24 protein-coding genes are annotated in these 21,596 nt (G+C 43.1%); 23 read left to right on the top strand and 1 reads right to left on the bottom strand.

The annotated features are described in order from the left end of the window. The 19 genes from fabF (at position 1) to IGJ05_RS04085 (ending at position 15,202) form a co-directional block, all read left to right on the top strand. Complete coding sequence (gene fabF, locus IGJ05_RS04175) at positions 1-1,239, top strand: beta-ketoacyl-ACP synthase II (protein ID WP_016610185.1); 1,239 nt, start codon at positions 1-3, stop codon at positions 1,237-1,239. Further along, positions 1,240-1,722: an acetyl-CoA carboxylase biotin carboxyl carrier protein gene (gene accB / locus IGJ05_RS04170; protein ID WP_016610184.1), complete on the top strand. Its 483-nt coding sequence runs from the start codon at positions 1,240-1,242 to the stop codon at positions 1,720-1,722. 4 nt (positions 1,723-1,726) lie between these two features. Further along, on the top strand, positions 1,727-2,155 hold the full coding sequence (gene fabZ / locus IGJ05_RS04165; protein ID WP_005225895.1) for a 3-hydroxyacyl-ACP dehydratase FabZ: 429 nt from the start codon (positions 1,727-1,729) through the stop codon (positions 2,153-2,155). A 7-nt stretch (positions 2,156-2,162) separates the two neighbouring features. Further along, the gene (locus IGJ05_RS04160) at positions 2,163-3,527 is read left to right on the top strand and encodes an acetyl-CoA carboxylase biotin carboxylase subunit (RefSeq protein ID WP_005225896.1); all 1,365 of its coding nucleotides are present in this window, start codon (positions 2,163-2,165) and stop codon (positions 3,525-3,527) included. Between the two features lie 12 nt (positions 3,528-3,539). After that, positions 3,540-4,409, top strand: coding sequence for an acetyl-CoA carboxylase, carboxyltransferase subunit beta (accD, locus tag IGJ05_RS04155; protein WP_005225897.1), 870 nt, complete (start codon positions 3,540-3,542; stop codon positions 4,407-4,409). Then, complete coding sequence (locus IGJ05_RS04150) at positions 4,402-5,187, top strand: acetyl-CoA carboxylase carboxyl transferase subunit alpha (RefSeq protein WP_015509573.1); 786 nt, start codon at positions 4,402-4,404, stop codon at positions 5,185-5,187. The genes accD and IGJ05_RS04150 overlap by 8 nt, the downstream gene beginning before the upstream one ends. Before the next feature lie 190 nt (positions 5,188-5,377). Continuing rightward, positions 5,378-6,223 carry a transporter substrate-binding domain-containing protein gene (locus tag IGJ05_RS04145; protein ID WP_005225899.1) on the top strand — a complete coding sequence of 282 codons (846 nt, stop codon included), beginning with the start codon at positions 5,378-5,380 and terminating at the stop codon, positions 6,221-6,223. A 22-nt stretch (positions 6,224-6,245) separates the two neighbouring features. Next, complete coding sequence (locus tag IGJ05_RS04140; RefSeq protein WP_005225900.1) at positions 6,246-6,935, top strand: amino acid ABC transporter permease; 690 nt, start codon at positions 6,246-6,248, stop codon at positions 6,933-6,935. A 16-nt stretch (positions 6,936-6,951) separates the two neighbouring features. Then, a complete protein-coding gene (locus tag IGJ05_RS04135; RefSeq protein ID WP_005225901.1) occupies positions 6,952-7,677 on the top strand; it encodes an amino acid ABC transporter ATP-binding protein in 726 nt (241 codons plus the stop codon). Positions 7,678-8,035: 358 nt separating this feature from the next. Further along, on the top strand, positions 8,036-8,560 hold the full coding sequence (locus tag IGJ05_RS04130) for a YqeG family HAD IIIA-type phosphatase (RefSeq protein ID WP_081116856.1): 525 nt from the start codon (positions 8,036-8,038) through the stop codon (positions 8,558-8,560). Position 8,561: 1 nt separating this feature from the next. Continuing rightward, positions 8,562-9,680, top strand: a complete 1,119-nt coding sequence (gene yqeH, locus IGJ05_RS04125; RefSeq protein WP_010748089.1) for a ribosome biogenesis GTPase YqeH — start codon at positions 8,562-8,564, stop codon at positions 9,678-9,680. A gap of 15 nt (positions 9,681-9,695) precedes the next feature. Next, positions 9,696-10,007, top strand: a complete 312-nt coding sequence (gene yhbY, locus IGJ05_RS04120; RefSeq protein ID WP_005225905.1) for a ribosome assembly RNA-binding protein YhbY — start codon at positions 9,696-9,698, stop codon at positions 10,005-10,007. Positions 10,008-10,019: 12 nt separating this feature from the next. Then, entirely contained in the window at positions 10,020-10,661 is a 642-nt protein-coding gene (locus IGJ05_RS04115) for a nicotinate-nucleotide adenylyltransferase (RefSeq protein ID WP_005225906.1), read from the top strand. Then, the gene (yqeK, locus tag IGJ05_RS04110) at positions 10,651-11,250 is read left to right on the top strand and encodes a bis(5'-nucleosyl)-tetraphosphatase (symmetrical) YqeK (RefSeq protein ID WP_225001245.1); all 600 of its coding nucleotides are present in this window, start codon (positions 10,651-10,653) and stop codon (positions 11,248-11,250) included. The genes IGJ05_RS04115 and yqeK overlap by 11 nt, the downstream gene beginning before the upstream one ends. 11 nt (positions 11,251-11,261) lie before the next feature. Next, on the top strand, positions 11,262-11,603 hold the full coding sequence (gene rsfS, locus IGJ05_RS04105; RefSeq protein ID WP_034695537.1) for a ribosome silencing factor: 342 nt from the start codon (positions 11,262-11,264) through the stop codon (positions 11,601-11,603). After that, entirely contained in the window at positions 11,603-12,331 is a 729-nt protein-coding gene (locus IGJ05_RS04100; RefSeq protein ID WP_016610179.1) for a class I SAM-dependent DNA methyltransferase, read from the top strand. Before rsfS ends, IGJ05_RS04100 begins: the two co-directional genes overlap by 1 nt. Before the next feature lie 27 nt (positions 12,332-12,358). After that, positions 12,359-13,525, top strand: coding sequence for a nucleotidyltransferase (locus IGJ05_RS04095; protein ID WP_081116855.1), 1,167 nt, complete (start codon positions 12,359-12,361; stop codon positions 13,523-13,525). A 79-nt stretch (positions 13,526-13,604) separates the two neighbouring features. Beyond that, entirely contained in the window at positions 13,605-14,327 is a 723-nt protein-coding gene (locus IGJ05_RS04090; protein ID WP_005225911.1) for a YebC/PmpR family DNA-binding transcriptional regulator, read from the top strand. A gap of 215 nt (positions 14,328-14,542) precedes the next feature. Then, on the top strand, positions 14,543-15,202 hold the full coding sequence (locus tag IGJ05_RS04085; RefSeq protein ID WP_005225912.1) for a hypothetical protein: 660 nt from the start codon (positions 14,543-14,545) through the stop codon (positions 15,200-15,202). Between the two features lie 57 nt (positions 15,203-15,259). Here the strand turns inward: IGJ05_RS04085 and helD are convergent, their stop codons facing one another. Further along, positions 15,260-17,539, bottom strand: a complete 2,280-nt coding sequence (gene helD / locus IGJ05_RS04080; protein ID WP_225001244.1) for an RNA polymerase recycling motor HelD — start codon at positions 17,537-17,539, stop codon at positions 15,260-15,262. A 140-nt stretch (positions 17,540-17,679) separates the two neighbouring features. On the opposite strand from helD, the gene IGJ05_RS04075 reads away from it, so the two are divergent. The 4 genes from IGJ05_RS04075 (at position 17,680) to thrS (ending at position 21,536) form a co-directional block, all read left to right on the top strand. After that, positions 17,680-18,552 carry an aminoglycoside 6-adenylyltransferase gene (locus tag IGJ05_RS04075; RefSeq protein WP_438725041.1) on the top strand — a complete coding sequence of 291 codons (873 nt, stop codon included), beginning with the start codon at positions 17,680-17,682 and terminating at the stop codon, positions 18,550-18,552. Then, positions 18,522-19,019, top strand: coding sequence for an ASCH domain-containing protein (locus IGJ05_RS04070; protein ID WP_081116852.1), 498 nt, complete (start codon positions 18,522-18,524; stop codon positions 19,017-19,019). Before IGJ05_RS04075 ends, IGJ05_RS04070 begins: the two co-directional genes overlap by 31 nt. Positions 19,020-19,107: 88 nt before the next feature. Continuing rightward, positions 19,108-19,284 (top strand): 2-hydroxymuconate tautomerase, encoded by a 177-nt coding sequence (locus IGJ05_RS04065; protein ID WP_005225916.1) that lies wholly within the window; start codon positions 19,108-19,110, stop codon positions 19,282-19,284. A 311-nt stretch (positions 19,285-19,595) separates the two neighbouring features. Beyond that, entirely contained in the window at positions 19,596-21,536 is a 1,941-nt protein-coding gene (gene thrS / locus IGJ05_RS04060) for a threonine--tRNA ligase (RefSeq protein WP_081116851.1), read from the top strand. Positions 21,537-21,596 lie beyond the last annotated feature (60 nt).

Raw genomic sequence — 21,596 nt, 5'->3', positions numbered from 1 at the left:
ATGAATCGAGTAGTAGTTACAGGATACGGCGTCACTTCTCCAATCGGAAATGACCCAGAAACATTTTTAGCAAGTTTACAAAACGGGACCAACGGCATCGGCCCGATTACAAAATTTGACGCAGAAGCAACAGGGATCTCAGTTGCCGCTGAAGTCAAAGATTTTCCGTTAGAAAAGTACTTCGTTAAAAAAGATACGAAGCGGATGGATCTTTTTTCCATTTATGGAATTTATGCGGCGTTAGAAGCGATGGAAATGGCGAAGTTAGATACAGAAACCATTGATGTGGATCGTTTTGGCGTGATGGTTGGTTCAGGGATCGGCGGCTTGCCAACGATTCAAGACCAAGTGATTCGGATGCATGACAAAGGAGCAAATCGGGTATCACCAATGTTCGTACCGATGTCGATCGTAAATATGGTTGCCGGCAACATTGCATTACGGGTAGGTGCGAAAGGCATTTGTACGACGACTGTTTCCGCCTGTGCTTCTGGTACCCATTCAATCGGTGAAGCTTTTCGGAACATCAAGCATGGCTACGCAGATGTCATGATCGCTGGTGGTTCAGAAGCAACGATCTGTGAAATCGGTATCGCTGGTTTTGCGTCTCTGACGGCGTTAACCACTGAATCAGACCCTGACAAAGCTTCCGTTCCGTTTGATAAAAATCGTAGTGGGTTTGTCATGGGTGAAGGCGCCGGTGTCTTCATTTTAGAATCATTGGCGCATGCGCAAAAACGTGGGGCAACGATTTTAGGTGAAGTCGTAGGGTATGGTGCGAACTGTGATGCCTACCATATGACTGCGCCAAATCCAGATGGATCAGGTGCTGGAAAAGCAATGAAATTGGCGATGCAAGAAGCAGCGATCACCCCGGCTGAAGTTGGCTACATCAATGCCCACGGTACAAGTACGCCTGCCAATGACAGTGCAGAAGCGACATCGATCCAATACGGATTGGGCGAAGACTATAAAAAACCATATGTCAGCAGTACAAAGTCAATGACTGGTCATTTGCTTGGAGCGGCTGGTGGAATCGAAGCCATTGCTTCACTATTAGCATTACAACATCAATTTATTCCACCAACCATCAACGTGACAGAACAAGATCCTGAGATCGACTTGAACGTTGTTATCAATCAAAGCCAACCAGCAGAATTGACCTATGCCATGAGTAATTCACTTGGGTTTGGCGGTCATAATGCAGTGATCTTGCTGAAACGTTGGGAGGAAGCGTAATTGGAAACACATGAGGTAAAAGAGCTGCTCAGCCAATTCGATCAATCGACGTTAACTGAGCTTCAATTAAAAAAAGAGACATTTGAACTTTATTTTAATAAAAATACGACAAGTGGGCTACAAAGTGCATCCTCTGCACCTGCATCTGCTCCTGCAGCGAATGCTGCGCCAACTCCTGTTGCACCAACGCCTGCTGTCTCAGCAACACCGGACACAGTAGAAACGGCAAAACCTGTTTTAGAGGGCAAAGAAGTTGTCTCTCCATTAGTGGGTGTCGTTTATTTGAAACCAAGTCCTGATAAAGACAACTTCAAACAAATCGGCGATCACGTGAAAAAAGGTGATATTCTCTGTATCGTTGAAGCGATGAAAGTCATGAATGAAATCGTCAGCGACGTCGATGGCGAATTAGTTGAAGTCTTGGTTGAAAGCGAACAAATCGTTGAATACAATCAACCATTATTCCGTGTGAAAGAAGGGTAAAGCAATGAGCGCATTAACGATTCAAGAAATCAAAGAAATCATCCCTCATCGTTATCCGATGCTTTTAGTGGATCGGGTAGAGGAGTTAGAAGAAGGCAAACGGGTCGTTGCGAAGAAAAACGTTACTATCAATGAGCCGTTTTTCCAAGGTCATTTTCCCCATGAACCAGTGATGCCCGGAGTATTGATCGTGGAAGCAATGGCACAAGCAGGTGCTGTGGCATTGCTATCATTGGAAGATTTTCGTGGGAAAACTGCCTACTTTGGCGGTTTAGACAAAGCGAAATTCAGAAAAAAAGTAACACCAGGCGATACCTTGATCTTAGAAGTAGAAATAATCAAAGTGAAATCTGCAGCTGGCATCGGCAAAGGAATTGCCTATGTTGATGGGAAAAAAGTGGCGGAAGCAGAATTGACTTTCATGATTGGATAGGTGAGACATGTTTTCTAAAGTATTGATCGCAAACCGTGGCGAAATCGCCGTACGTATCATTCGCGCTTGTCGCGAATTAGGTATTCAAACGGTCGCCGTTTATTCAGAAGCAGATAAAGAAGCGTTGCACACAGAGCTTGCCGATGAAGCGATTTGTATCGGACCTGCCAAAGCAGCCGACTCTTATTTGAATGTACAGCAGATCCTAAGCGCTGCGATCGTCACAAAGGCTGAGGCGATCCATCCTGGATTTGGCTTCCTTTCAGAGAATAGCCGCTTTGCTGCGATGTGCGAGGAATGCAATATCGTCTTTATTGGGCCAAAGAGTGAGACTATCGATGCAATGGGAAACAAAATCAATGCAAGACGCTTGATGATCGAAGCAGAAGTACCGGTCATTCCCGGAAGCAAAGGCGCGATTTCTGATGTGGAAGAAGCTTTAACGATCGCTGAAGAGATTGGTTACCCAGTCATGCTCAAAGCTGCGGCCGGCGGTGGCGGTAAAGGAATACGGAAAGTCGCCGATAAAGAAGCGTTGCCGCATCATTTTGCTTCGGCGCAGCAAGAAGCGAAAGCGGCATTTGGCAACGATGAAATGTACATTGAAAAAATCATTTATCCTGCTCGACACATAGAAGTGCAAGTGTTAGGTGATTCTTTTGGTAATATTATCCACCTTGGTGAACGCGATTGCTCGCTACAACGCAACAACCAAAAAGTGTTGGAAGAATCCCCTTCTGTGGTGATTTCTGAAAGCAAGCGAGCAGAACTAGGAGAAGCAGCGGTACGTGCCGCACAAGCGGTAGGGTATCGTAATGCTGGCACGATCGAGTTTTTAATGGCGGACACTGGGGAGTTTTATTTCATGGAAATGAACACTCGAATTCAAGTGGAACACCCGATCACCGAAATGGTGACAAACATTGATCTAGTCAAAAAACAACTTGAAGTCGCTAGTGGCGAACCGCTAGGCTTGACGCAAGCAGACATCAAGATGACGGGCGCGGCGATCGAATGTCGGATCAATGCAGAAAATCCAGCCTTCAATTTTGCACCGTCACCAGGCAAGATCAACAATTTGTTTTTACCAAGTGGCGGCCTAGGCGTTCGTGTAGACAGTGCCATGTATTCTGGCTACACGATTCCACCTTATTATGATTCTATGATCGCTAAAGTGATCGTTCACGGCGAGAACCGTTTCGAAGCGTTGATGAAGATGCAGCGGGCGTTAGCCGAATTAGTGACCGATGGTGTCATTACGAATGCAGAATTCCAAATGGACTTGATCAGTCACCCGAAAGTGATTGCGGGAGACTATACAACCGCCTTTTTACAAGAGGAATTTCTGCCAAATTGGACACCTGAACAATAGGAGGGAAGATGAGTGGCTTTATTTAAGAAGAAAAACTACATTCGCATCAATCCTAATCGAGGTCAGCTGCCAACGAACGAACCAGTCGTACCAGATAATCTTTGGGCGAAATGTCCTAGTTGCAAACGAACGCTTTATACGAAGGAGATGGGGGCAGAGAAAGTCTGTCCTCACTGCGGGTATAATTTCCGAATCAGTGCCTGGGAACGGATCGCTATCACGATTGATGAGAAAAGTTTTGAAGAATGGGACACAGATGTAACCACAAAAGATCCTCTTGATTTTCCTGGATATTTGGATAAAGTCGCACAAATGCAAGAAAAAACTGGGTTGCATGAGGCTGTCCTCACAGGAGAAGCAAAAGTTCAAGGATTGCCGTTAGCGATCGGGATCATGGATGCGAATTTCATCATGGGCAGTATGGGAACGGTCGTGGGGGAGAAGATCACCCGTTTGTTTGAACGTGCGATCGAAAAACAGCTACCAGTTGTTCTTTTTACCGCTTCAGGTGGTGCGCGGATGCAAGAAGGAATTTTGTCACTGATGCAAATGGCAAAAATCTCTGCGGCGGTAAAACGCCACAGTAAAGCTGGCTTGTTTTATCTAACGGTTTTAACGGACCCGACAACCGGTGGCGTCACCGCTAGTTTTGCGATGGAAGGGGATATCATCCTGGCAGAACCGCAAGCCTTGATCGGTTTTGCTGGACGACGTGTGATTGAACAAACCATTCGTCAGGAACTACCTGAAGACTTTCAAAAGGCAGAGTTTCTGTTAGATCATGGCTTTGTCGATCAAATCGTTCCACGGACGAACTTGCGGGAGAAAATCCACCATTTGATTTCTTTGCATACGCGGAAAGGATGGGATCGCAATGACTAGAGCAGCCCACGAAATCGTTGAACTCGCTCGCAGCAAAGACCGTTTGACGGCACTGGATTACTTTGACGGCATTTTTTCTGAGTTTGAAGAGTTTCATGGAGACCGTCTGTTTGGCGAAGATGAAGCCGTTGTTGGCGGGATTGCTTGTTTAGATGGCAAGCCCGTGACCGTGATCGGTATTCAAAAAGGCCGTAATCTGCCTGAAAATTTACGCAGAAACTTTGGCTCGCCACATCCTGAAGGCTATCGCAAAGCGTTACGCTTAATGAAGCAAGCAGAAAAATTTCAGCGACCTGTGGTCACATTGATCAATACAGCAGGGGCGTTTTGCGGTATTGGCGCGGAAGAGCGCGGAGAAGGCGAAGCGATTGCCCGTAACTTGATGGAAATGTCCGATTTAACGGTGCCGATCTTGGCAATCATCATTGGTGAAGGCGGCAGCGGCGGTGCCTTAGCACTGGCATTAGGCGATGAGGTTTGGATGATGGAACATTCGATCTATGCCATTTTATCTCCCGAAGGCTTTGCTTCGATCCTATGGAAAGATGGCAGCCGTGCCAAAGAAGCTGCTGGCTTGATGAAGATCACAGCTCAAGAACTATATGAACTCGGTGTTATTGAAAAAGTGATTGCTGAAACCCATGAAGAGGCCTTTTTACCGAAAGAGCAATTGATGGAACAGATGAAAGCGGCAATTTCAAAGAAACTTGCCGAACTTTCTACCTTGCAAACAGATGAATTGCTTGAGGCAAGGTATCAACGTTTTCGCCGATTTTAAAAACTAGGATATCCACTCTGATTAGAGGATGGGTATCCTAGTATTTTTTTATTAAAAGTGTTATTGAATAAATCGTACAAATGGCGAAGTTTTTAGTTTAAAATTTAATTATTCTGTGCTATTATGTATATATTCTGAATATAAGAAGATTATATTGCATAAATATTTGTTTTGAAGAGGAGCGTTTTTAATGAAAAAATTATTTGGAGCACTTGTTGTATTGACGGGGATTTTGGTTTTAGGAGCTTGTGGGAATGGCGGCTCATCGAGTACTGGAAGTTCTAGTGCCAGCGGTTCGGCGGATAATCAATTGGAAGCCATCAAAGCAGCTGGTGTGTTAAATGTGGCAACTTCTGCTGACTTTGCCCCGTTTGAATTTCATGCCTTGATCGATGGCAAAGATACGATCGTGGGCGCAGATATCGATATGGTCAATGAGATCGCTGATCGTCTTGGTGTCGAAGTGAATATTTTGGACCTTGATTTCAATGCTGTTTTGACTGCTTTGCAACAAGGGAAAGCCGATATCGCTGTTTCAGGCATCTCAGCAACTGACGAACGTAAACAGACTTTTGATTTCACCGATAACTATTTTACACCAGAACAAAAATTAGTTGTTAATAAAAACAATGAATCGGCATTTGATTCAATCGAAAGCTTGTCTGGCAAAAAAGTAGGCGCTCAAAAAGGCTCGATCCAAGAAATGATCGTTCAAGATCAATTAGCTGATTCGCAATTGGTTTCCATCGCCAAAGTTCCGAATCTAGTCAATGAATTGAAACAAGGCTCGATCGACGGTTTGGTCCTTGAAAGTGCGGTTGCTGAATCGTATGTTGCACAAAATGATGACCTCGTGATCACTGATGTAGCATTAGAAGCATCTGAAGGCGATTCTTATGCAATTGCTTTACCTAAAGGGAGTACCGAATTACAAGAAGAACTAAACAGTATTTTGAAAGAATTGATTGAAGATGGTACAATCGATGAGTATGTACAAAAGAACACAGATCTAGCCAACGAAAATGCGGCGCAATAGATAGAACGGAGTAGACACAATTATGGATTTATCCTTTTTAGCGATATATTACCCTTATTTTCTTTCTGGTGTGGTGATCACCATCGTGATCTCTATCATCACCGTGATCTTTGGAACGATTCTAGGGGTGATTTTCGCCCTAATGAAATTATCAAAAGTGACGCCTTTGCGCTGGTTTGCTAATGCGTATATTGAAGTCATCCGCGGCACACCGATGCTGGTGCAGATATTGATCGCTTTTGGTCTTTTGCAAGGAATGTTTGCCTTGCCGACGGTCTCGATCGGCGTGTTGAGTCTTGATTTTGGGCGGCTATTTCCTGGGATCATTGCGCTCTCGCTTAATTCTGGGGCATATGTTGCTGAGATCGTCCGAGGGGGAATCAATGCCGTTGATTACGGTCAAACAGAAGCGGCTGGTTCTTTAGGGTTGCGGCCTTTTCAAACGATGCGTTATGTCGTATTGCCACAAGCACTACGCAACATTTTGCCGCCACTAGGCAATGAATTTATCGTTTTGATTAAGGATTCCTCTTTGCTTTCAACGATCGGCATCTACGAGCTGATGAACAGTGCGCAGATCGTTGTCACCAGTTCTTTCCAACCATTAACGCCTTTCTATGTGGCGGCGGTCATTTACTTCATCTTGACGTTTACGACTTCGCGACTATTGAGTTTATGGGAAAAGAAACTAGGCAAAGGCTATCGTCGTTAAAAGGAGAAGACAAGCTATGATGTTAGATATTCAAGATTTACACAAAACCTTTGGCAGCAATCAAGTGCTAAAAGGGATCACAACGACGATCGATCAAGGAGAAGTCGTAGTGGTGATTGGGCCATCTGGGTCAGGAAAAAGCACGTTTTTACGCTGTTTGAACCTATTAGAAGTACCGACAAGCGGAAAAATCTTTTTTGAAGGAACCGATATTACCGATCCAAAGAATGATTTGTATAAGATGCGTGAAAAAATGGGTATGGTATTTCAAAATTTTAATCTTTTTCCGAATATGACGGTTTTAGAAAACATTACTTTGTCTCCGACGAAAGTCAAGAAGGTAGCAAAATCGGCGGCTGATCAGTTGGCAAAACAACTACTAAATGATGTTGGCTTACCAGACAAAGCAAAAGCCTATCCTCAAAGTCTTTCTGGTGGACAAATGCAACGAATCGCTATCGCACGTGCCTTGGCGATGGAACCAGACGTGATGCTCTTTGATGAACCGACTTCAGCGTTAGACCCAGAAATGGTTGGCGAAGTATTGTCCGTCATGCAGCGTTTGGCTCAGCAAGGAATGACGATGGTCATCGTCACTCATGAAATGGGCTTTGCGAAAGAAGTCGCGGATCGGATTTTATTTATGGATCAGGGAATCATTATGGAGGAAGGAACGCCAGAACAGATCTTTGATCATCCGAAAAATCCACGAACCATTGATTTTTTGAGTAAAGTATTGTAAACTGCGAGAAGTTCGCAGTTGTTAGTGATAAATTTGGACCTTTCCTAAGCATCCTTTCAGTAAAAGGATGCTTTTTTGACGGAAAAAAGACTACTTTAAAGAAGTGATAGGACAAACGGTTGTCTTGGCAGGTTCCTTTTTCAGTTCTTTTACAAGAAACCTGCAGAAACTGGCGCACTTGCTAGTATTCAAAAAGATTCTATTGTATAATTACAGGTTGAAGAGGTCTGATCTTGATAGAAACCATCTGCGTGATTGTAGGCAGATCGGACTGTTTCTTTTTAAGATCGACAATTTGGATCGATGACTAGTCGCCGATTTTTAATACGTGAAGAAATCATGCAGCAAAGGAGATTTTATGTTTTCAAATTATAAACCGACTTGGATGGTCGATGCGATTTATAAAATCACCCCTAGCCAACTAAAGGCACAGGGGATCAAAGGGATTTTGACCGATCTTGATAATACCTTGATTGCTTGGAACAATCCTGACGGAACCGAAGAACTAAAAAACTGGCTACTGGAAATGAAAAATGCTGGGATACCGGTAGTTGTCGTTTCCAACAACAATAGTGAACGAGTGGCACGGGCAGTTGCGCCCTTTGGTTTAAAGTACGTACACCGCGCATTAAAACCCTTTTCAAGAGGGATCAAACAAGGCTATCAACAATTAGGCTTGAAAAAAGAAGAGGTCGTGATGATCGGCGATCAAATCATGACGGATGTACGAGGTGCCAATCGTGCCGGTGTTCGCAGTATTTTAGTGAAACCAGTGATCCCAACGGATTCTTGGAAAACCCAATTTAATCGAGCCACAGAAAGAAAAATCATGAACTATTTATTGAAGCATAACCCAGAGTTAAAATGGCGTGGAGGAATTTAATATGACAGAAGGAATCGAAGAAATTCACTGTATCGGCTGCGGGGCAGTGATTCAGACAACGAACCCCAATGAATTGGGCTACACCCCGCAATCCGCATTAGAAAAAGGACTTGAATCAGGAGAAGTCTATTGTCAACGCTGTTTCCGTTTGCGCCATTACAATGAGATCCAAGATGTTTCCCTTACCGACGATGATTTTCTGCGTCTACTGAATGAAATCGGGGAAAAAGAAGCTTTGATCGTTAATGTCGTTGATATTTTCGATTTTAATGGTTCATTGATCCCAGGACTGCACCGCTTCGTCGGCAATAATCCTGTTTTATTAGTGGGCAACAAGGTGGATATTTTGCCAAAATCTTTGAAAAAATCGAAGATGACCCAATGGATGAAGGAACGTGCTCATGAAGCTGGTTTAAGACCAGTGGATGTATTATTGACGAGTGCCAAGAAGCCAGGTGAAACGGAAGCTTTACTGCAAGCGATTGAAACGTATCGTGAAGGACGCGATGTCTATGTGGTGGGTGTGACGAATGTTGGAAAATCAACATTGATCAATCAAATCATCAAACAAACAGCGGGGATCAACGAATTGATCACGACTTCGCGTTTCCCAGGAACCACATTGGATAAAATCGAGATTCCCTTGGATGACGGACACTTCTTGATCGACACACCAGGAATCATTCATCGTCATCAAATGGCGCATTATTTAGGTAAAAAAGATCTAAAAATCGTGGCACCAGCCAAAGAGATCAAACCAAAGGTGTATCAGTTGAATCCAGAACAAACTTTGTTCTTAGGAGGACTTGCCCGATTTGATTTCATTCAAGGAGAACGCAGTTCATTTATTGCTTATGTAGCAAATGATGTGGCGATCCATCGGACCAAATTAACGAAAGCCGATGAGTTTTATGAGAAACATGTTGGTGGGCTGCTGCAGCCGCCGCGAGCAGATGAAGTGGCGGATTTTCCTGAACTCGTCCGTTTCGAATTTTCAATCAAAGAAAAAACCGATATCGTTTTTGCTGGACTTGGCTGGATCACGATCACCAAACCGTGTGTCATCGCTGGGTGGGCGCCAAAGGGTGTCGATGTGCTTAGACGTAAAGCATTAGTATAAGGAAGAAGGAAGAATATGGACTTACGAGGAAAACAAAAAAGATTTTTACGAAGTGAAGCGCACCATTTAAACCCGATTTTTCAAATCGGCAAAGGCGGCTTGAATGACGCGATGATGGCGCAAATTGAAGAAGCGCTAGAAAAACGAGAATTGATCAAAGTCTCATTGCTCCAAAATACCGATGAGGTTGCTGACGAAGCAGCTGAAACGATCCGTGAGAAAGTCGGCTGTGAAGTGGTACAGATCATCGGACGAGTGATCGTTTTATTCAAACCGTCAAGCAAAGAAAAATACCAAACGATTTCAAGCAAAGTTCGTTCAATTTAGGAGGGAGAAGGCATGCAAGGACAAACATTTGGAAAGGTACAAACGGTTTTAGAGACACAAACACAAGAACTTGTACCGAAAAAGCAAGTGGGCATTCTTGGTGGGAATTTTAATCCAGTACACTACGCACATCTGGTCATGGGTGAGCAAGTAGGGCAAGCATTAGGGCTGGATAAAGTTTATTTCATGCCTGAGTATTTACCGCCTCATGTTGATGAGAAAAAGACGATCCCAGCTGAGCACCGCTTGGCGATGTTGGAGTTGGCGATCGCCGATAATCCGCGATTTGCTGTAGAGACCATTGAGTTGGAACGAAAAGGCAAGAGTTATACGGTTGATACGATGCGGGAATTGACAGCTAAGAATCCAGATACCAATTATTATTTTATCATTGGCGGGGATATGGTGAACTATTTACCAAAATGGCATCAAATCGATGAGCTGATGGAATTGGTGACTTTTGTGGGGGTTCGTCGTCCAGAAGTGCCGATCGATAGCCCATACCCGATTATTTGGATCGATATCCCGCTAATGGATGTCAGCTCAACAACAATTCGTAAAAAAGTGCAACAAGGTTGTTCGGTTCGCTACTTATTGCCAGATAATGTGTTACACTATATTCAAGAAAAGGGGTTGTACTTGGATGAAGAGTGAATACTACACACAAGCAGAACGGGAACTTTTGATGCAAAAGGTCCAAATGCAGATGAGTCAAAAGCGCTTTGAGCATGTGTTAGGTGTCGAAAAAACGGCCGTTGCCCTTGCGGAAAAATATGGTGCTTCACCGGTCAAAGCCAGCATCGCCGCCTTGACGCATGATTATGCGAAGGAACGCAGCGATGAAGAATTTCAATTAGTCATTCGTAGAGACGGATTCGACTTGGATCTCTTGAACTGGAACAATGCTATCTGGCATGGACTCGTCGGTGCTGATTTCGTTCAACGAGAATTAGAAATCGATGACGAAGAAATCTTACAAGCGATCCGTTTGCACACCACCGGAGCTGCTAAGATGAGCCTGTTAGATAAAATCATCTATGTGGCAGATTATATCGAACCCGGACGTACGTTTCCTGGAGTCGTTGAAGCCAGAGAGATCGCAATGATTGACTTAGATGCCGCTGTTGCTTACGAAACGAAACATACCTTGCTTCATTTGATCGAAACAGAAGCAGTTATCTACCCAAAAACGATCGAAACCTACAATTTTTGGGTAGCCAAATATAGGAGGGAATTACCATAGATAGTCAGAAAATATTAGAAATTGCTGTAAAAGCCGCCGATTCAAAACATGCCGAAGATATTATGGCATTAGATGTGCGGGAAATCTCTTTGCTAGCAGATTACTTTGTGATCTGTTCAGGAAATAGCGAACGTCAAATCAATGCGATCATTGATGAAGTCATCGATAAAGAAGAAGAAAATCAAGTATCTGTTCGCCGTGTCGAAGGAAAAGATGGTGGAAAATGGGTCTTGATCGACTTAGGTGACGTGATCGTTCACGTATTCAGTGCCTCAGAACGTGCTTTTTACAACCTAGAAAAATTATGGTCTGATGCGCCGCTTGTGGATCTTAATGAATGGGTCGTGGCGTAATGGCTTACGAAACCTTCGCATTTGTCTATGACGAAGTAATGGATTCCAGTCTCTATAAAAAGTGGCTGGATTTTTCTTGTCGTCATTTAGGAAAAAGAAAACAGCTGTTAGAATTGGCTTGTGGAACTGGTGCGTTAGCCGTTGAGTTTGCCAAGGCTGGTTTTGATGTGACTGGGTTAGATCTTTCAGAAGAGATGCTGATGATCGCTAGTCAACGGGCTGAAAAAGAAGAGGCGGCTGTGCAATTTGTTGCGGGTGACATGCTGGATCTCGTAGATGTTGGCACCTATCAAGCAATTACCTGCTATTCTGACTCCCTTTGCTACATGGAAGACGAGCAGAGTGTGCAGCAAGTGTTTGATGGTGTTTACAGTTGTTTAGAAGAAGATGGCGTCTTTTTATTTGATGTACATTCCTTATATCAAATCGATGAAGTCTTTCCTGATTATAGCTATCATTACCAAACCGATGAATTTGCCTTTCTTTGGGAAAGCTATCAAGGCGAAAAAGACCATAGCATTGAACACTTTTTGACCTTTTTTGTTGCACAAGAGAATGGGTTGTTTGAACGCTTAGATGAGCTTCATCAAGAAAGAACCTATCCTCTTGAAAGCTATTTAAGAATGTTAGAAAATGCTGGTTTTGCTAATGTTGAATGCTATGCTGATTTTATCGATACGAAACCAAATGAAAAAAGCCGTCGCTGGTTTTTTGTCTGCCATAAGTAACCGTTATGTAAAACAGGAGGGATGTCGATGAAGGCTTGCGGACTAGTCGTAGAATACAATCCTTTTCACCATGGACACCAATACCATGTGGAAAAAGCACGGCAAGTAACGAATGCTGATGTCGTCGTTGCGGTGATGAGTGGAAATTTTTTACAGCGTGGCGAACCAGCAATCATCGATAAATGGCAGCGAGCTCAAGCAGCACTACAACATGGGGTAGACTTGATCGTCGAATTGCCACCCGCTTGGGCCGTCCACTCTGCTGATTTTTTTGCATCGGGAGCGATTAGGATTCTGCAGGATCTGCAATGTGAGTTGTTATGCTTTGGCACAGATACGAAACACCCCTTCGACTATGCCAAGTTTGCTCACTTTGAAAAAGAAAATCAACTAATGATCGATGACGCATTTCAACGCTTAGCTAGGCAAAATGCTACCTATAGTCAAAAAATGAGTGCGGTCCTCAGTGAGCTATATCCTGAGTACCATGAAGAAAAAGACCAGCCCAATCATCTGTTGGGTATGGCGTATGCACGGGAAGTGCTGCATTATGAAAAACCAATGCGTTTGGTCCCCATCCAACGCGTTGCGGCGTCTTATCATTCAGAACAATTCGATCATCCCACGATCGCCAGTGCAACAGCCATTCGCCAAGCAATCAAACAAGGTGCAGCTGTTGTGGATTTTGTTCCTGAAGCCACACAAAACTTTCTTTCACAAGCAACAGTCGACTGGGAAGCCTTTTGGCCGTATCTTCAATACCAGATCATTTCTGCCCCAATCGAAAAATTAGCTGCTATTTACCAGATGGAAGAAGGATTAGAATATCGACTAAAACAATATGTGACGGCGGCGGATTCTTTTGCAGATTTTATCAAGTTGTTAAAGACGAAACGTTATACCCAAACGCGGCTGCAGCGTCTTGCTTGTTATGTATTGTTCCAAGTGACAAAAGCTGAAATGAAGGAAGCTCAAGAACATTCCTTTATTCGAGTCTTAGGGTATACGAAGCAAGGGCAGCACTATTTAAAAGAGGTCAAAAAAGAGCTGACCCTGCCGCTGATCGCTAAATTTGGTAAGCAAGAAGCACAGCGCTATGGCTTGTCATTGCGGATCGACCAGATCTATCAGCAAGGGAATCCTCAAATCACAGAACAAAATTTTCGAAAAATTCCGCTTTTTATTGATAAATAAGTGAAAATTACTTCACAGAACGCCATTTGACAAGTATAATGAATAAGGATTTTTAAAAACAAGAAAGCGAAGTGAAATCATGGGTCGTAAATGGGCAAATATCGTAGCGAAAAAAACTGCTAAAGATGCAAACAATAGCCGAGTTTATGCAAAATTTGGAATCGAAATCTACGCAGCAGCAAAATCGGGTGATCCTGATCCTCACGCGAACCAAAAATTACGCTTTGTTATCGAACGTGCGAAAACCTACAATGTGCCAAAACACATTATTGACCGTGCGATTGAAAAAGCCAAAGGTTCTGGCGATGAACAATACTCAGAACTTCGATACGAAGGATTTGGACCAAATGGATCAATGGTGATCGTCGATACGTTGACAAATAACGTCAACCGTACCGCAGCCGATGTTCGGGCCGCTTTTGGTAAAAACGGCGGGAATATGGGTGTTTCAGGGGCCGTTGCTTATATGTTTGATAACACGGCACTCTTTGGCTTTGCTGGTGACGATGCGGATGAAATCTTAGAATACTTGATGGACAAAGAGATCGATGTTCGTGATGTCGTTGAAGAAGATGGACAAATCATCGTTCACGGTGAACCAAGTGACTTCCATGCCATTCAAGAAGCCTTGAAAGAAAAAGGAATCACTGAATTCTCAATTGCAGAAATGCAAATGATTCCTCAAAATGAAGTAACCTTGACGGGTGACGATCTAGAAAAATTCGAAAAAATGATCGATGTGTTAGAAGATCTTGAAGACGTACAAAACGTCTATCACAATGTGGCAGACGCGGAAGAATAAGTGTCACTTGGCAGCCTAGAGACAATCTGGCTGCCATTTTTTTAGTATGTTTTTTTATGTAGAGGCTTTGTCGCTTATGCAAGAGAAATAATGAAGCGGTAGCGTTGCTCATTTACTGAAAATTCTTCTGTGTTGATCATCTTTTCAGTTGGTTTCTATACATTTTATGTGTTATGATTTACTACATAAGCAAACAAATCGTTAGGGGGGCAGACATGGAAGAAAAAATCGTTTTAGAGCCATTTAATCGAATCTTAAGTGGTTTTGAAAAGCTAGCAGAAGTGTCTGTATCGATTTCTGACTGCTCGGCTCTTTGTCGGAAATATCAAAAGTATGGGGTAGAAGGGTATCGTCTAGGTGATTATCGTGGTTCTTCTTATTTGAATCGTTATTTAAATGTCGTCGTTGATCGCGCACCCTTATTAATTTATAAAGAGCGATTCTTGATTCCATTAGTCTTTCGCATGTCGGAATACTCTGAACGGCTCTTTATCGATGAGTATCGAATGGAAGGGTTCTTCTTGCTGTTGGATTGGCTTTTAGAGCACCGACCAGAAAAAGCAATTATTGATTATAAACGAACGCGTGCTTTGCCTCATAGAAAAGAATTTGTCATCGACAGTTCCTATGTACTTTTTCGATTGACAGAAATTCTAGATGGCGCTGGCTTTCCTCTTAGTCGCTTTACGACGATTGAAGAATTTAGTGAGTGGAATCGTACCCATCGCTTGATCGATAACGGCAGCATTGGACGACATACAAAATTATTTGTTCCAGAAGATCCCGAACACGTTTCTGAGCTGCAAATGATTTTAACCATCGTAGGGATGCGCTATCCAGAAACCCGTTTATTTATTGGCGAGTTAAAAGGCTAAAAAAACATCACGATCGGCTTGTTTCCTTTGGGAACTCGCCGAAAGTGATGTTTTTTGTTATCCGATCGTTGATGCTTCTTGGAACTGATAAGTGGTAGGATCAGCTTTTGCTAGCAGCGGCAATTCCTCTTGGGTGAGGACGGTCAACTGATGCATCGCCCGTGTCGCCATTGTATAAAAAATCAATTGGTCTTGTTCAGTCACGAAAGTGGCACCTGGTGTCCAGACAAATACTTGGTCAAACTCTAGCCCTTTTGCTAAAAAGGCCGGGAAGATCATCACATTGCGTTTCATGAAGTCTTCTTCAGAGGTGATCAGCTGCACTTGTTCCTGCATTGTTTCTGCCAGCTGGGCATATAACTGCTGGCAATCCTTTGCGGTTTTACAAATGATCGCGGTGCGCCAACGCTGATTCTCAGCGGCGTCACGAATACTGGTTTCTAGGAAAGCCAGATTTTCAGTTGCAGTTCCTTTAACAATTGTTGGTACCGCCCCTTTACGAGCCGTCAATTCCACTTGATCACTGCCAACTAAAAATTGATTGGCGAAATCTGTGATTTCCTTAGTCGAACGATAGCTGGTTTTCAATTGATAACGTTTCACACTTTCGCGGGGGAATAATTCTGCTAATGTCCCGACGATCGTTTCATTGCCATAAACTTTTTGATTCAAATCGCCGCATAGGGTGATGCCAGCCTTTGGATAAAGCTGACGCAGTAGGGCCACTTGTGCTGGTGGAAAATCCTGCATTTCATCGATAAAGATAAACCGAGCTTTTTCTTCGACATGAACAGGATAAAGCTGTTTGATCAGTAAGAAAAACAAAACGGCGTCTTCTTGTTTGATCTGTCTTTGGCGCATGACTTGTCGAATATCGGCAATACTTTGCTGCCAAGTCGCAGCCTCGATGCCAGTTTCTTTGACTGCAGCAGACTCAACCGATTGTAAAAAGTGTAAGTATTGCTTGGCTTGGTTGATAAACTGAAAGTTTTTCACTCCCCGCGTCAAGGAACGGAACTTCTTGCGGACGATCTGCTGTCTAAGTTTCTTCCGCAAACGGCGTTCGTTTTCTTCGCTGTATTCTTGATGAGGATCATTGGCAAATACTTGTTGCAATTGTTCTTCGGTCGCTTCTTTGACCCAGTCTTTTTTGGCTTCATCTTTTTCCAAGCCGCCGATTTTTTTTAATAATTTCGTTTGAAGCAGTTGGGTTCTTTGGTAAATCGGCAGTTCGTTATTGGTTTCTTGATACCAGCGGCGAATCTGTTCTTTTGTCAAATAGGTTTGCCCTTGGATTTTTAGATCACGGAACAAGGGACCGATTGGTGCAATCGAACGGACATAACGGTTGATTTTTTCCACCAAGAAAAGACTACTTTTGATTTTTTCAATGGCATCATCGTCGCCGCTTAAAAAGGTTTCTTCTTGTTGGGTTTCTTTCGTCACTTCATAGCCAGTCAGAATCAATTGGATAAAGTGGTGGAAGGTTCTTGTGGGCACTTCACTTTCACCTAAAGAAGGCAGGACCATGGAAATATAGTCAGAAAACAAATGATTGGGTGAAAACAGCAAGACTTGTTTTTCGTCCAACCATTTGCGATTCCGATAAAGTAAAAAGGCGACCCGTTGCAACAAAGCAGAGGTTTTCCCACTTCCAGCAATCCCTTCGATCAGTAAGAATTTATTGGTGGTATCACGAATGATTTGATTCTGTGCTTTTTGGATCGTCGAAACGATGTTACGCATTTGAGAAGAAGAGGCTTCATCCAATATTTCCAACAAAAATTCGTCATTGATGATCTCCGAAGTATCGACCATCGACAAGATTTCACCATTTTGAATTTTAAATTGGCGTTTCAAAAGCAATTCTACCGTAAACCGATCAGTGTCTGTTTCGTAGAAGGTTTCACCAAGCTCTCCTTCATAATAAAGATTGGCGATCGGTGCGCGCCAGTCAATGACGATCGTTTCTTCATCTTTGTCTCGCAATGAAGCGATCCCCAAATAGAGGGTCTCGGTTTCTTGTTCTTCTTTGAAATCGATTCGAGCAAAATACGGATTGCCCGCCATCGTTGTTAAGGTTTTGACGCGTTTTTCTTGTGATTCTGCGGTTTGGTATTTTATCAGCAATTCTTGTTCATGCTGCTGGTACTCGATAACTGATTCATAAAAGGCTTCACTGTCGCCCCCGCGAATTTTCTTATCGGCGATTTCTTTTAATTGATCATCCATTTTAGCGGCTAACTCTTGTTTTTGCTGCGAAAGGATCGCTTGTTCTCTGTGGATCAGAGCAATGGTTTCATTGACATGTTGTTGTTCTTTTTGACGTTCGTTCACGAAGGATCCTCCTTAAAAAAATTGCGACATAAAATTATAGCATATTTTCCCTGCGAATGTCGTGGAAAAAAAGAAACTATGCTAATATTTATAAAAAGAGCTTAGGTGTTCAAAAACGAAACGAAAAAGAGGTGGAGACGGTGAGGGAAGAAGCAGAATTGCACCAATTGATCCTGTCTGTGGGGCAACGTGTTGGGGCACGTGCCATCGGTTTATCTGGTTCACGGACCGATCCACAGGCGCCAAAAGATTTTTTGCAAGACTTTGATGTGGTTTACGTAATGGATGATATTCAGCCCTTGGTCGATGATCCTTCATGGTTAGAAGCCTTTGGACCGATCATGATCAGGCAAACACCGGAAGCTAGCACCATCTATCCGTCAAGTTTGGGCGGGTGTTTTACGTACTTGATGCATTTTTTAGACGGAGTAAGAATCGATCTCATGCTATGTCCTCTTGCACTGGTCGATCGTCTGGCTAACGAACCAGGCTTGCATCCGCTGCTTGATCCAGACCAAATACTAAGTTTTGCTAATCAAGCAAATCATTCGCATTACTGGATCAAGCGCCCGACCCAAGCCGCTTTTCAGGAACACTGCAACGAATTTTGGTGGGTAAGCACGTATGTCGTGAAAGGGCTGCTTCGAAAGCAGCTGATTTATGCTGCGGATCATTTATACACTATTTGTTGGCAAGAATTGTTATGGATTGAAGATTTTTTCGTTGCCCAAGCTCAGCAATTTCAGGTGAGTACAGGGAAAAATCATAAATACCTACAGTCGTTTCTAACGGAAAAGGAGTGGCGGGAATTGACCTCATTGCTTGATTTTTCCACGATCACTGCCTGCGGTCAGTCCCTCTTGAAGATGCAAAAACGTTTTGATGGCCAAGCAAAGAACATCAGCGAGAAATTAGGGCTGGCCTATGATTGGCAAGAAGCTGAGAATGTCCAAACATATACGAAGTATTGGAGTGAAAAAAATTGGCAGATGAAACCAGAGAATCAAAAATAAAAGACTGTCAGATTCAGGCGTTTTGGCAGCGGTTTTTAAAAGCAAATCCAAGAAATCAATCTCCTTTGACCTATGAAGATGCTTGGTCCTTTGGTGATACACCACAAATGGCCGATGAACTGGCAGCACTGGTTTTAGCTGGCAAAAAGACGGCAACGACATCTGCCGCTGCGCTCTATGAAATCGAGCAAGAAGCATTGCCGCAATCAGGAACCTATAGTGTCCTTTTAAATGGGTCGGATGTACCAAAAGCTGTTCTTTACTTAGAGTCAGTGTCGATCGTGCCTTTTGATGAGGTGACAGCAGACTTTGCCTTTTTAGAAGGGGAAGGAGATCGCACTTTGGCTTATTGGCGCCGTGTTCATGAAGCTTTTTTTCGACGAGCTTATGCCTCAGCGGGGTTGTCTTTTCACGATCAAATGCTGTGTGTTTGCGAAAAGTTTTGTGTCGTTTATCAGGAAGAATAAAGTCATGGTTTTCTTTGGAAACCAAGGTAATAGTTTTTGTCTTTTTGAAAAAGGTGTATAATCAAAAGCAAACAAAGGAGGAAGTCGTATGCCATTTATCCATGTCGAACTAGTTGAAGGACGTTCGCAAGAGCAACTGACGAATATGATGAAAGAAATCACTGAGGCGGTCCATAAAAATACAGGCGCCCCTAAAGAGCATATCCATGTTATCATCAATGAAATGAAGCAAGGAACCTATGCTGTGAATGGCGATTGGAAATAATTCTCTTGCTTTTTTATCAAGAGAGTGGTTTAATTGAGCCATAATCGATCAATAAAAAAGACACCTGAATTTGAGAGTCTTCGATAAGAGAGGGAAATCTTGGCTGAAAATTTCCTAGAAGAAAACCAAAGGATGACCACTTTTTTAAGACCTCTGTTGAAACGGAGGCGGTTGAACCGTTATCTCATGAAGAGGAAAACAGACTTTTTCTGTTTTTGAAGAATAGGTGGAACCACGAGTGATCGTCCTAGTATCGTAACCGATACTAGGACTTTTTTTATTGATTGAAATCATCAAAGGAGGACATTCATATGTCATTATTTATTACATTTCCTGATGGCGCAAAAAAAGAATTTGCTGTTGGGGTAACAACCAAAGAGATTGCTGAAAGTATCTCGAAAAGTCTTGCAAAGAAAGCCTTAGCTGGAAAAGTCAATGGACAACTGATCGATCTTTCACGTCCGATCGAAGAAGATGCAACGATTGAGATCGTGACACCCGATCATGAAGACGCCTTAGGCTTACTTCGTCATTCGACAGCTCATTTAATGGCTCAAGCTATGCGCAGACTCTATCCATCGATCCATTTTGGGGTAGGACCTGCAATTGATTCTGGTTTTTACTATGACACAGACAATGGGGAAAACCCAATAACTGCAGAAGATCTACCAGCAATCGAAGCAGAGATGATGAAGATCATCAAAGAAAATCTGCCAATCGAACGCCGCGTGTTAACAAAAGAAGAAGCGTTAGCTCTTTTTGCCGAAGATCCATACAAAGTAGAGTTGATCACTGAATTACCAGATGATGAAACGATTACTGCCTATCAGCAAGGTGAATTTGTCGATCTTTGCCGCGGTCCTCACGTCCCATCAACTGGTCGTATCCAAGTGTACAAATTGTTATCAGTGGCAGGTGCTTACTGGCGTGGAAGCTCTGACAACCAGATGATGCAACGGGTATACGGAACAGCCTTTTTCGATAAAAAAGACTTGAAGGAATTTATCCGTTTACGGGAAGAAGCAAAAGAACGCGATCATCGCAAATTAGGAAAAGAATTAGAATTGTTCATGTTATCACCTGAAGTCGGCGCTGGTTTGCCTTTCTGGCTGCCAAAAGGAGCTACGATCCGTCGTACGATCGAACGGTATATCGTGGACAAAGAAATCAGCTTAGGGTACCAACATGTGTATACACCAATCATGGCAAACGTGGATCTATACAAAACCTCAGGGCACTGGGATCATTACCATGAAGACATGTTCCCGCCAATGGATATGGGGGATGGGGAAATGTTAGTATTGCGACCAATGAACTGTCCGCATCATATGATGGTTTATAAAAATGACATTCATTCGTATCGTGAGCTACCGATTCGGATCGCTGAATTAGGGATGATGCACCGCTATGAAAAATCAGGGGCATTATCTGGATTGCAACGGGTTCGGGAAATGACTTTAAACGATGGGCATACATTCGTCCGTCCGGATCAAATCAAAGAAGAATTCAAACGGACACTTGATTTAATGATCGGTGTTTATGAAGACTTTAATATCACCGATTATCGTTTCCGTCTAAGTTATCGTGATCCACAAAACAAAGACAAATATTTTGATGACGATGCAATGTGGGAAAATGCGCAAACGATGCTAAAAGCCGCTATGGATGAATTAGAATTGGATTATTTTGAAGCAGAAGGCGAAGCAGCTTTCTATGGACCAAAACTAGATGTCCAAGTGAAAACAGCTTTAGGCATGGAGGAAACCTTGTCAACGATCCAATTAGATTTCTTGTTGCCTGAACGGTTTGACCTAACGTATGTTGGTGAAGATGGTGAAAACAACCACCGTCCAGTGGTGATCCACCGCGGCATCGTTTCAACGATGGAACGCTTTGTGGCTTATCTAACGGAAGTCTATAAAGGCGCATTCCCAACTTGGTTGGCGCCGATCCAAGCATCGATCATTCCAGTTTCAGTCGAAGCTCACAGTGACTATGCTTACGAAATCAAAGAACGCTTGCAGGTACAAGGACTGCGGGTAGAAGTGGATGACCGCAACGAAAAAATGGGGTATAAGATCCGCGCATCACAAACCCAAAAAATTCCTTACCAAATCGTTGTTGGGGATCAAGAAGTCAATGACGCGACAGTCAATATCCGTCGCTACGGCAGCAAAGAGACCCAAGTCGAAGAATTGAATCTGTTTGTTGATGCAATGGCTGCAGAAGTAAAAAACTATAGTCGCAAATAGTTTTATGATGGATAAAGCGAAAAAGCACCTTCTTTAAGACGGTGCTTTTTTTGTCTAAAT

Source organism: Enterococcus sp. AZ167 (genome assembly GCF_051714025.1).
GTDB lineage: Bacteria > Bacillota > Bacilli > Lactobacillales > Enterococcaceae > Enterococcus_D > Enterococcus_D casseliflavus.
The sequence above is the reverse complement of the archived record's forward strand: the minus strand, read 5'-3'. Positions and strand labels throughout refer to the sequence as shown.

Bases quoted from the DNA above. Each gene is read 5' to 3' on its own strand.
- fabF (WP_016610185.1), top strand. From the start codon at position 1: ATGAATCGAGTAGTAGTTACAGGATACGGCGTCACTTCTCCAATCGGA.
- fabZ (WP_005225895.1), top strand. From the start codon at position 1,727: ATGAGCGCATTAACGATTCAAGAAATCAAAGAAATCATCCCTCATCGT.
- IGJ05_RS04160 (WP_005225896.1), top strand. From the start codon at position 2,163: ATGTTTTCTAAAGTATTGATCGCAAACCGTGGCGAAATCGCCGTACGT.
- IGJ05_RS04150 (WP_015509573.1), top strand. From the start codon at position 4,402: ATGACTAGAGCAGCCCACGAAATCGTTGAACTCGCTCGCAGCAAAGAC.
- IGJ05_RS04145 (WP_005225899.1), top strand. From the start codon at position 5,378: ATGAAAAAATTATTTGGAGCACTTGTTGTATTGACGGGGATTTTGGTT.
- IGJ05_RS04140 (WP_005225900.1), top strand. From the start codon at position 6,246: ATGGATTTATCCTTTTTAGCGATATATTACCCTTATTTTCTTTCTGGT.
- IGJ05_RS04135 (WP_005225901.1), top strand. From the start codon at position 6,952: ATGATGTTAGATATTCAAGATTTACACAAAACCTTTGGCAGCAATCAA.
- IGJ05_RS04130 (WP_081116856.1), top strand. From the start codon at position 8,036: ATGTTTTCAAATTATAAACCGACTTGGATGGTCGATGCGATTTATAAA.
- yqeH (WP_010748089.1), top strand. From the start codon at position 8,562: ATGACAGAAGGAATCGAAGAAATTCACTGTATCGGCTGCGGGGCAGTG.
- yhbY (WP_005225905.1), top strand. From the start codon at position 9,696: ATGGACTTACGAGGAAAACAAAAAAGATTTTTACGAAGTGAAGCGCAC.
- IGJ05_RS04115 (WP_005225906.1), top strand. From the start codon at position 10,020: ATGCAAGGACAAACATTTGGAAAGGTACAAACGGTTTTAGAGACACAA.
- yqeK (WP_225001245.1), top strand. From the start codon at position 10,651: ATGAAGAGTGAATACTACACACAAGCAGAACGGGAACTTTTGATGCAA.
- IGJ05_RS04100 (WP_016610179.1), top strand. From the start codon at position 11,603: ATGGCTTACGAAACCTTCGCATTTGTCTATGACGAAGTAATGGATTCC.
- IGJ05_RS04095 (WP_081116855.1), top strand. From the start codon at position 12,359: ATGAAGGCTTGCGGACTAGTCGTAGAATACAATCCTTTTCACCATGGA.
- IGJ05_RS04090 (WP_005225911.1), top strand. From the start codon at position 13,605: ATGGGTCGTAAATGGGCAAATATCGTAGCGAAAAAAACTGCTAAAGAT.
- IGJ05_RS04085 (WP_005225912.1), top strand. From the start codon at position 14,543: ATGGAAGAAAAAATCGTTTTAGAGCCATTTAATCGAATCTTAAGTGGT.
- IGJ05_RS04065 (WP_005225916.1), top strand. From the start codon at position 19,108: ATGCCATTTATCCATGTCGAACTAGTTGAAGGACGTTCGCAAGAGCAA.
- thrS (WP_081116851.1), top strand. From the start codon at position 19,596: ATGTCATTATTTATTACATTTCCTGATGGCGCAAAAAAAGAATTTGCT.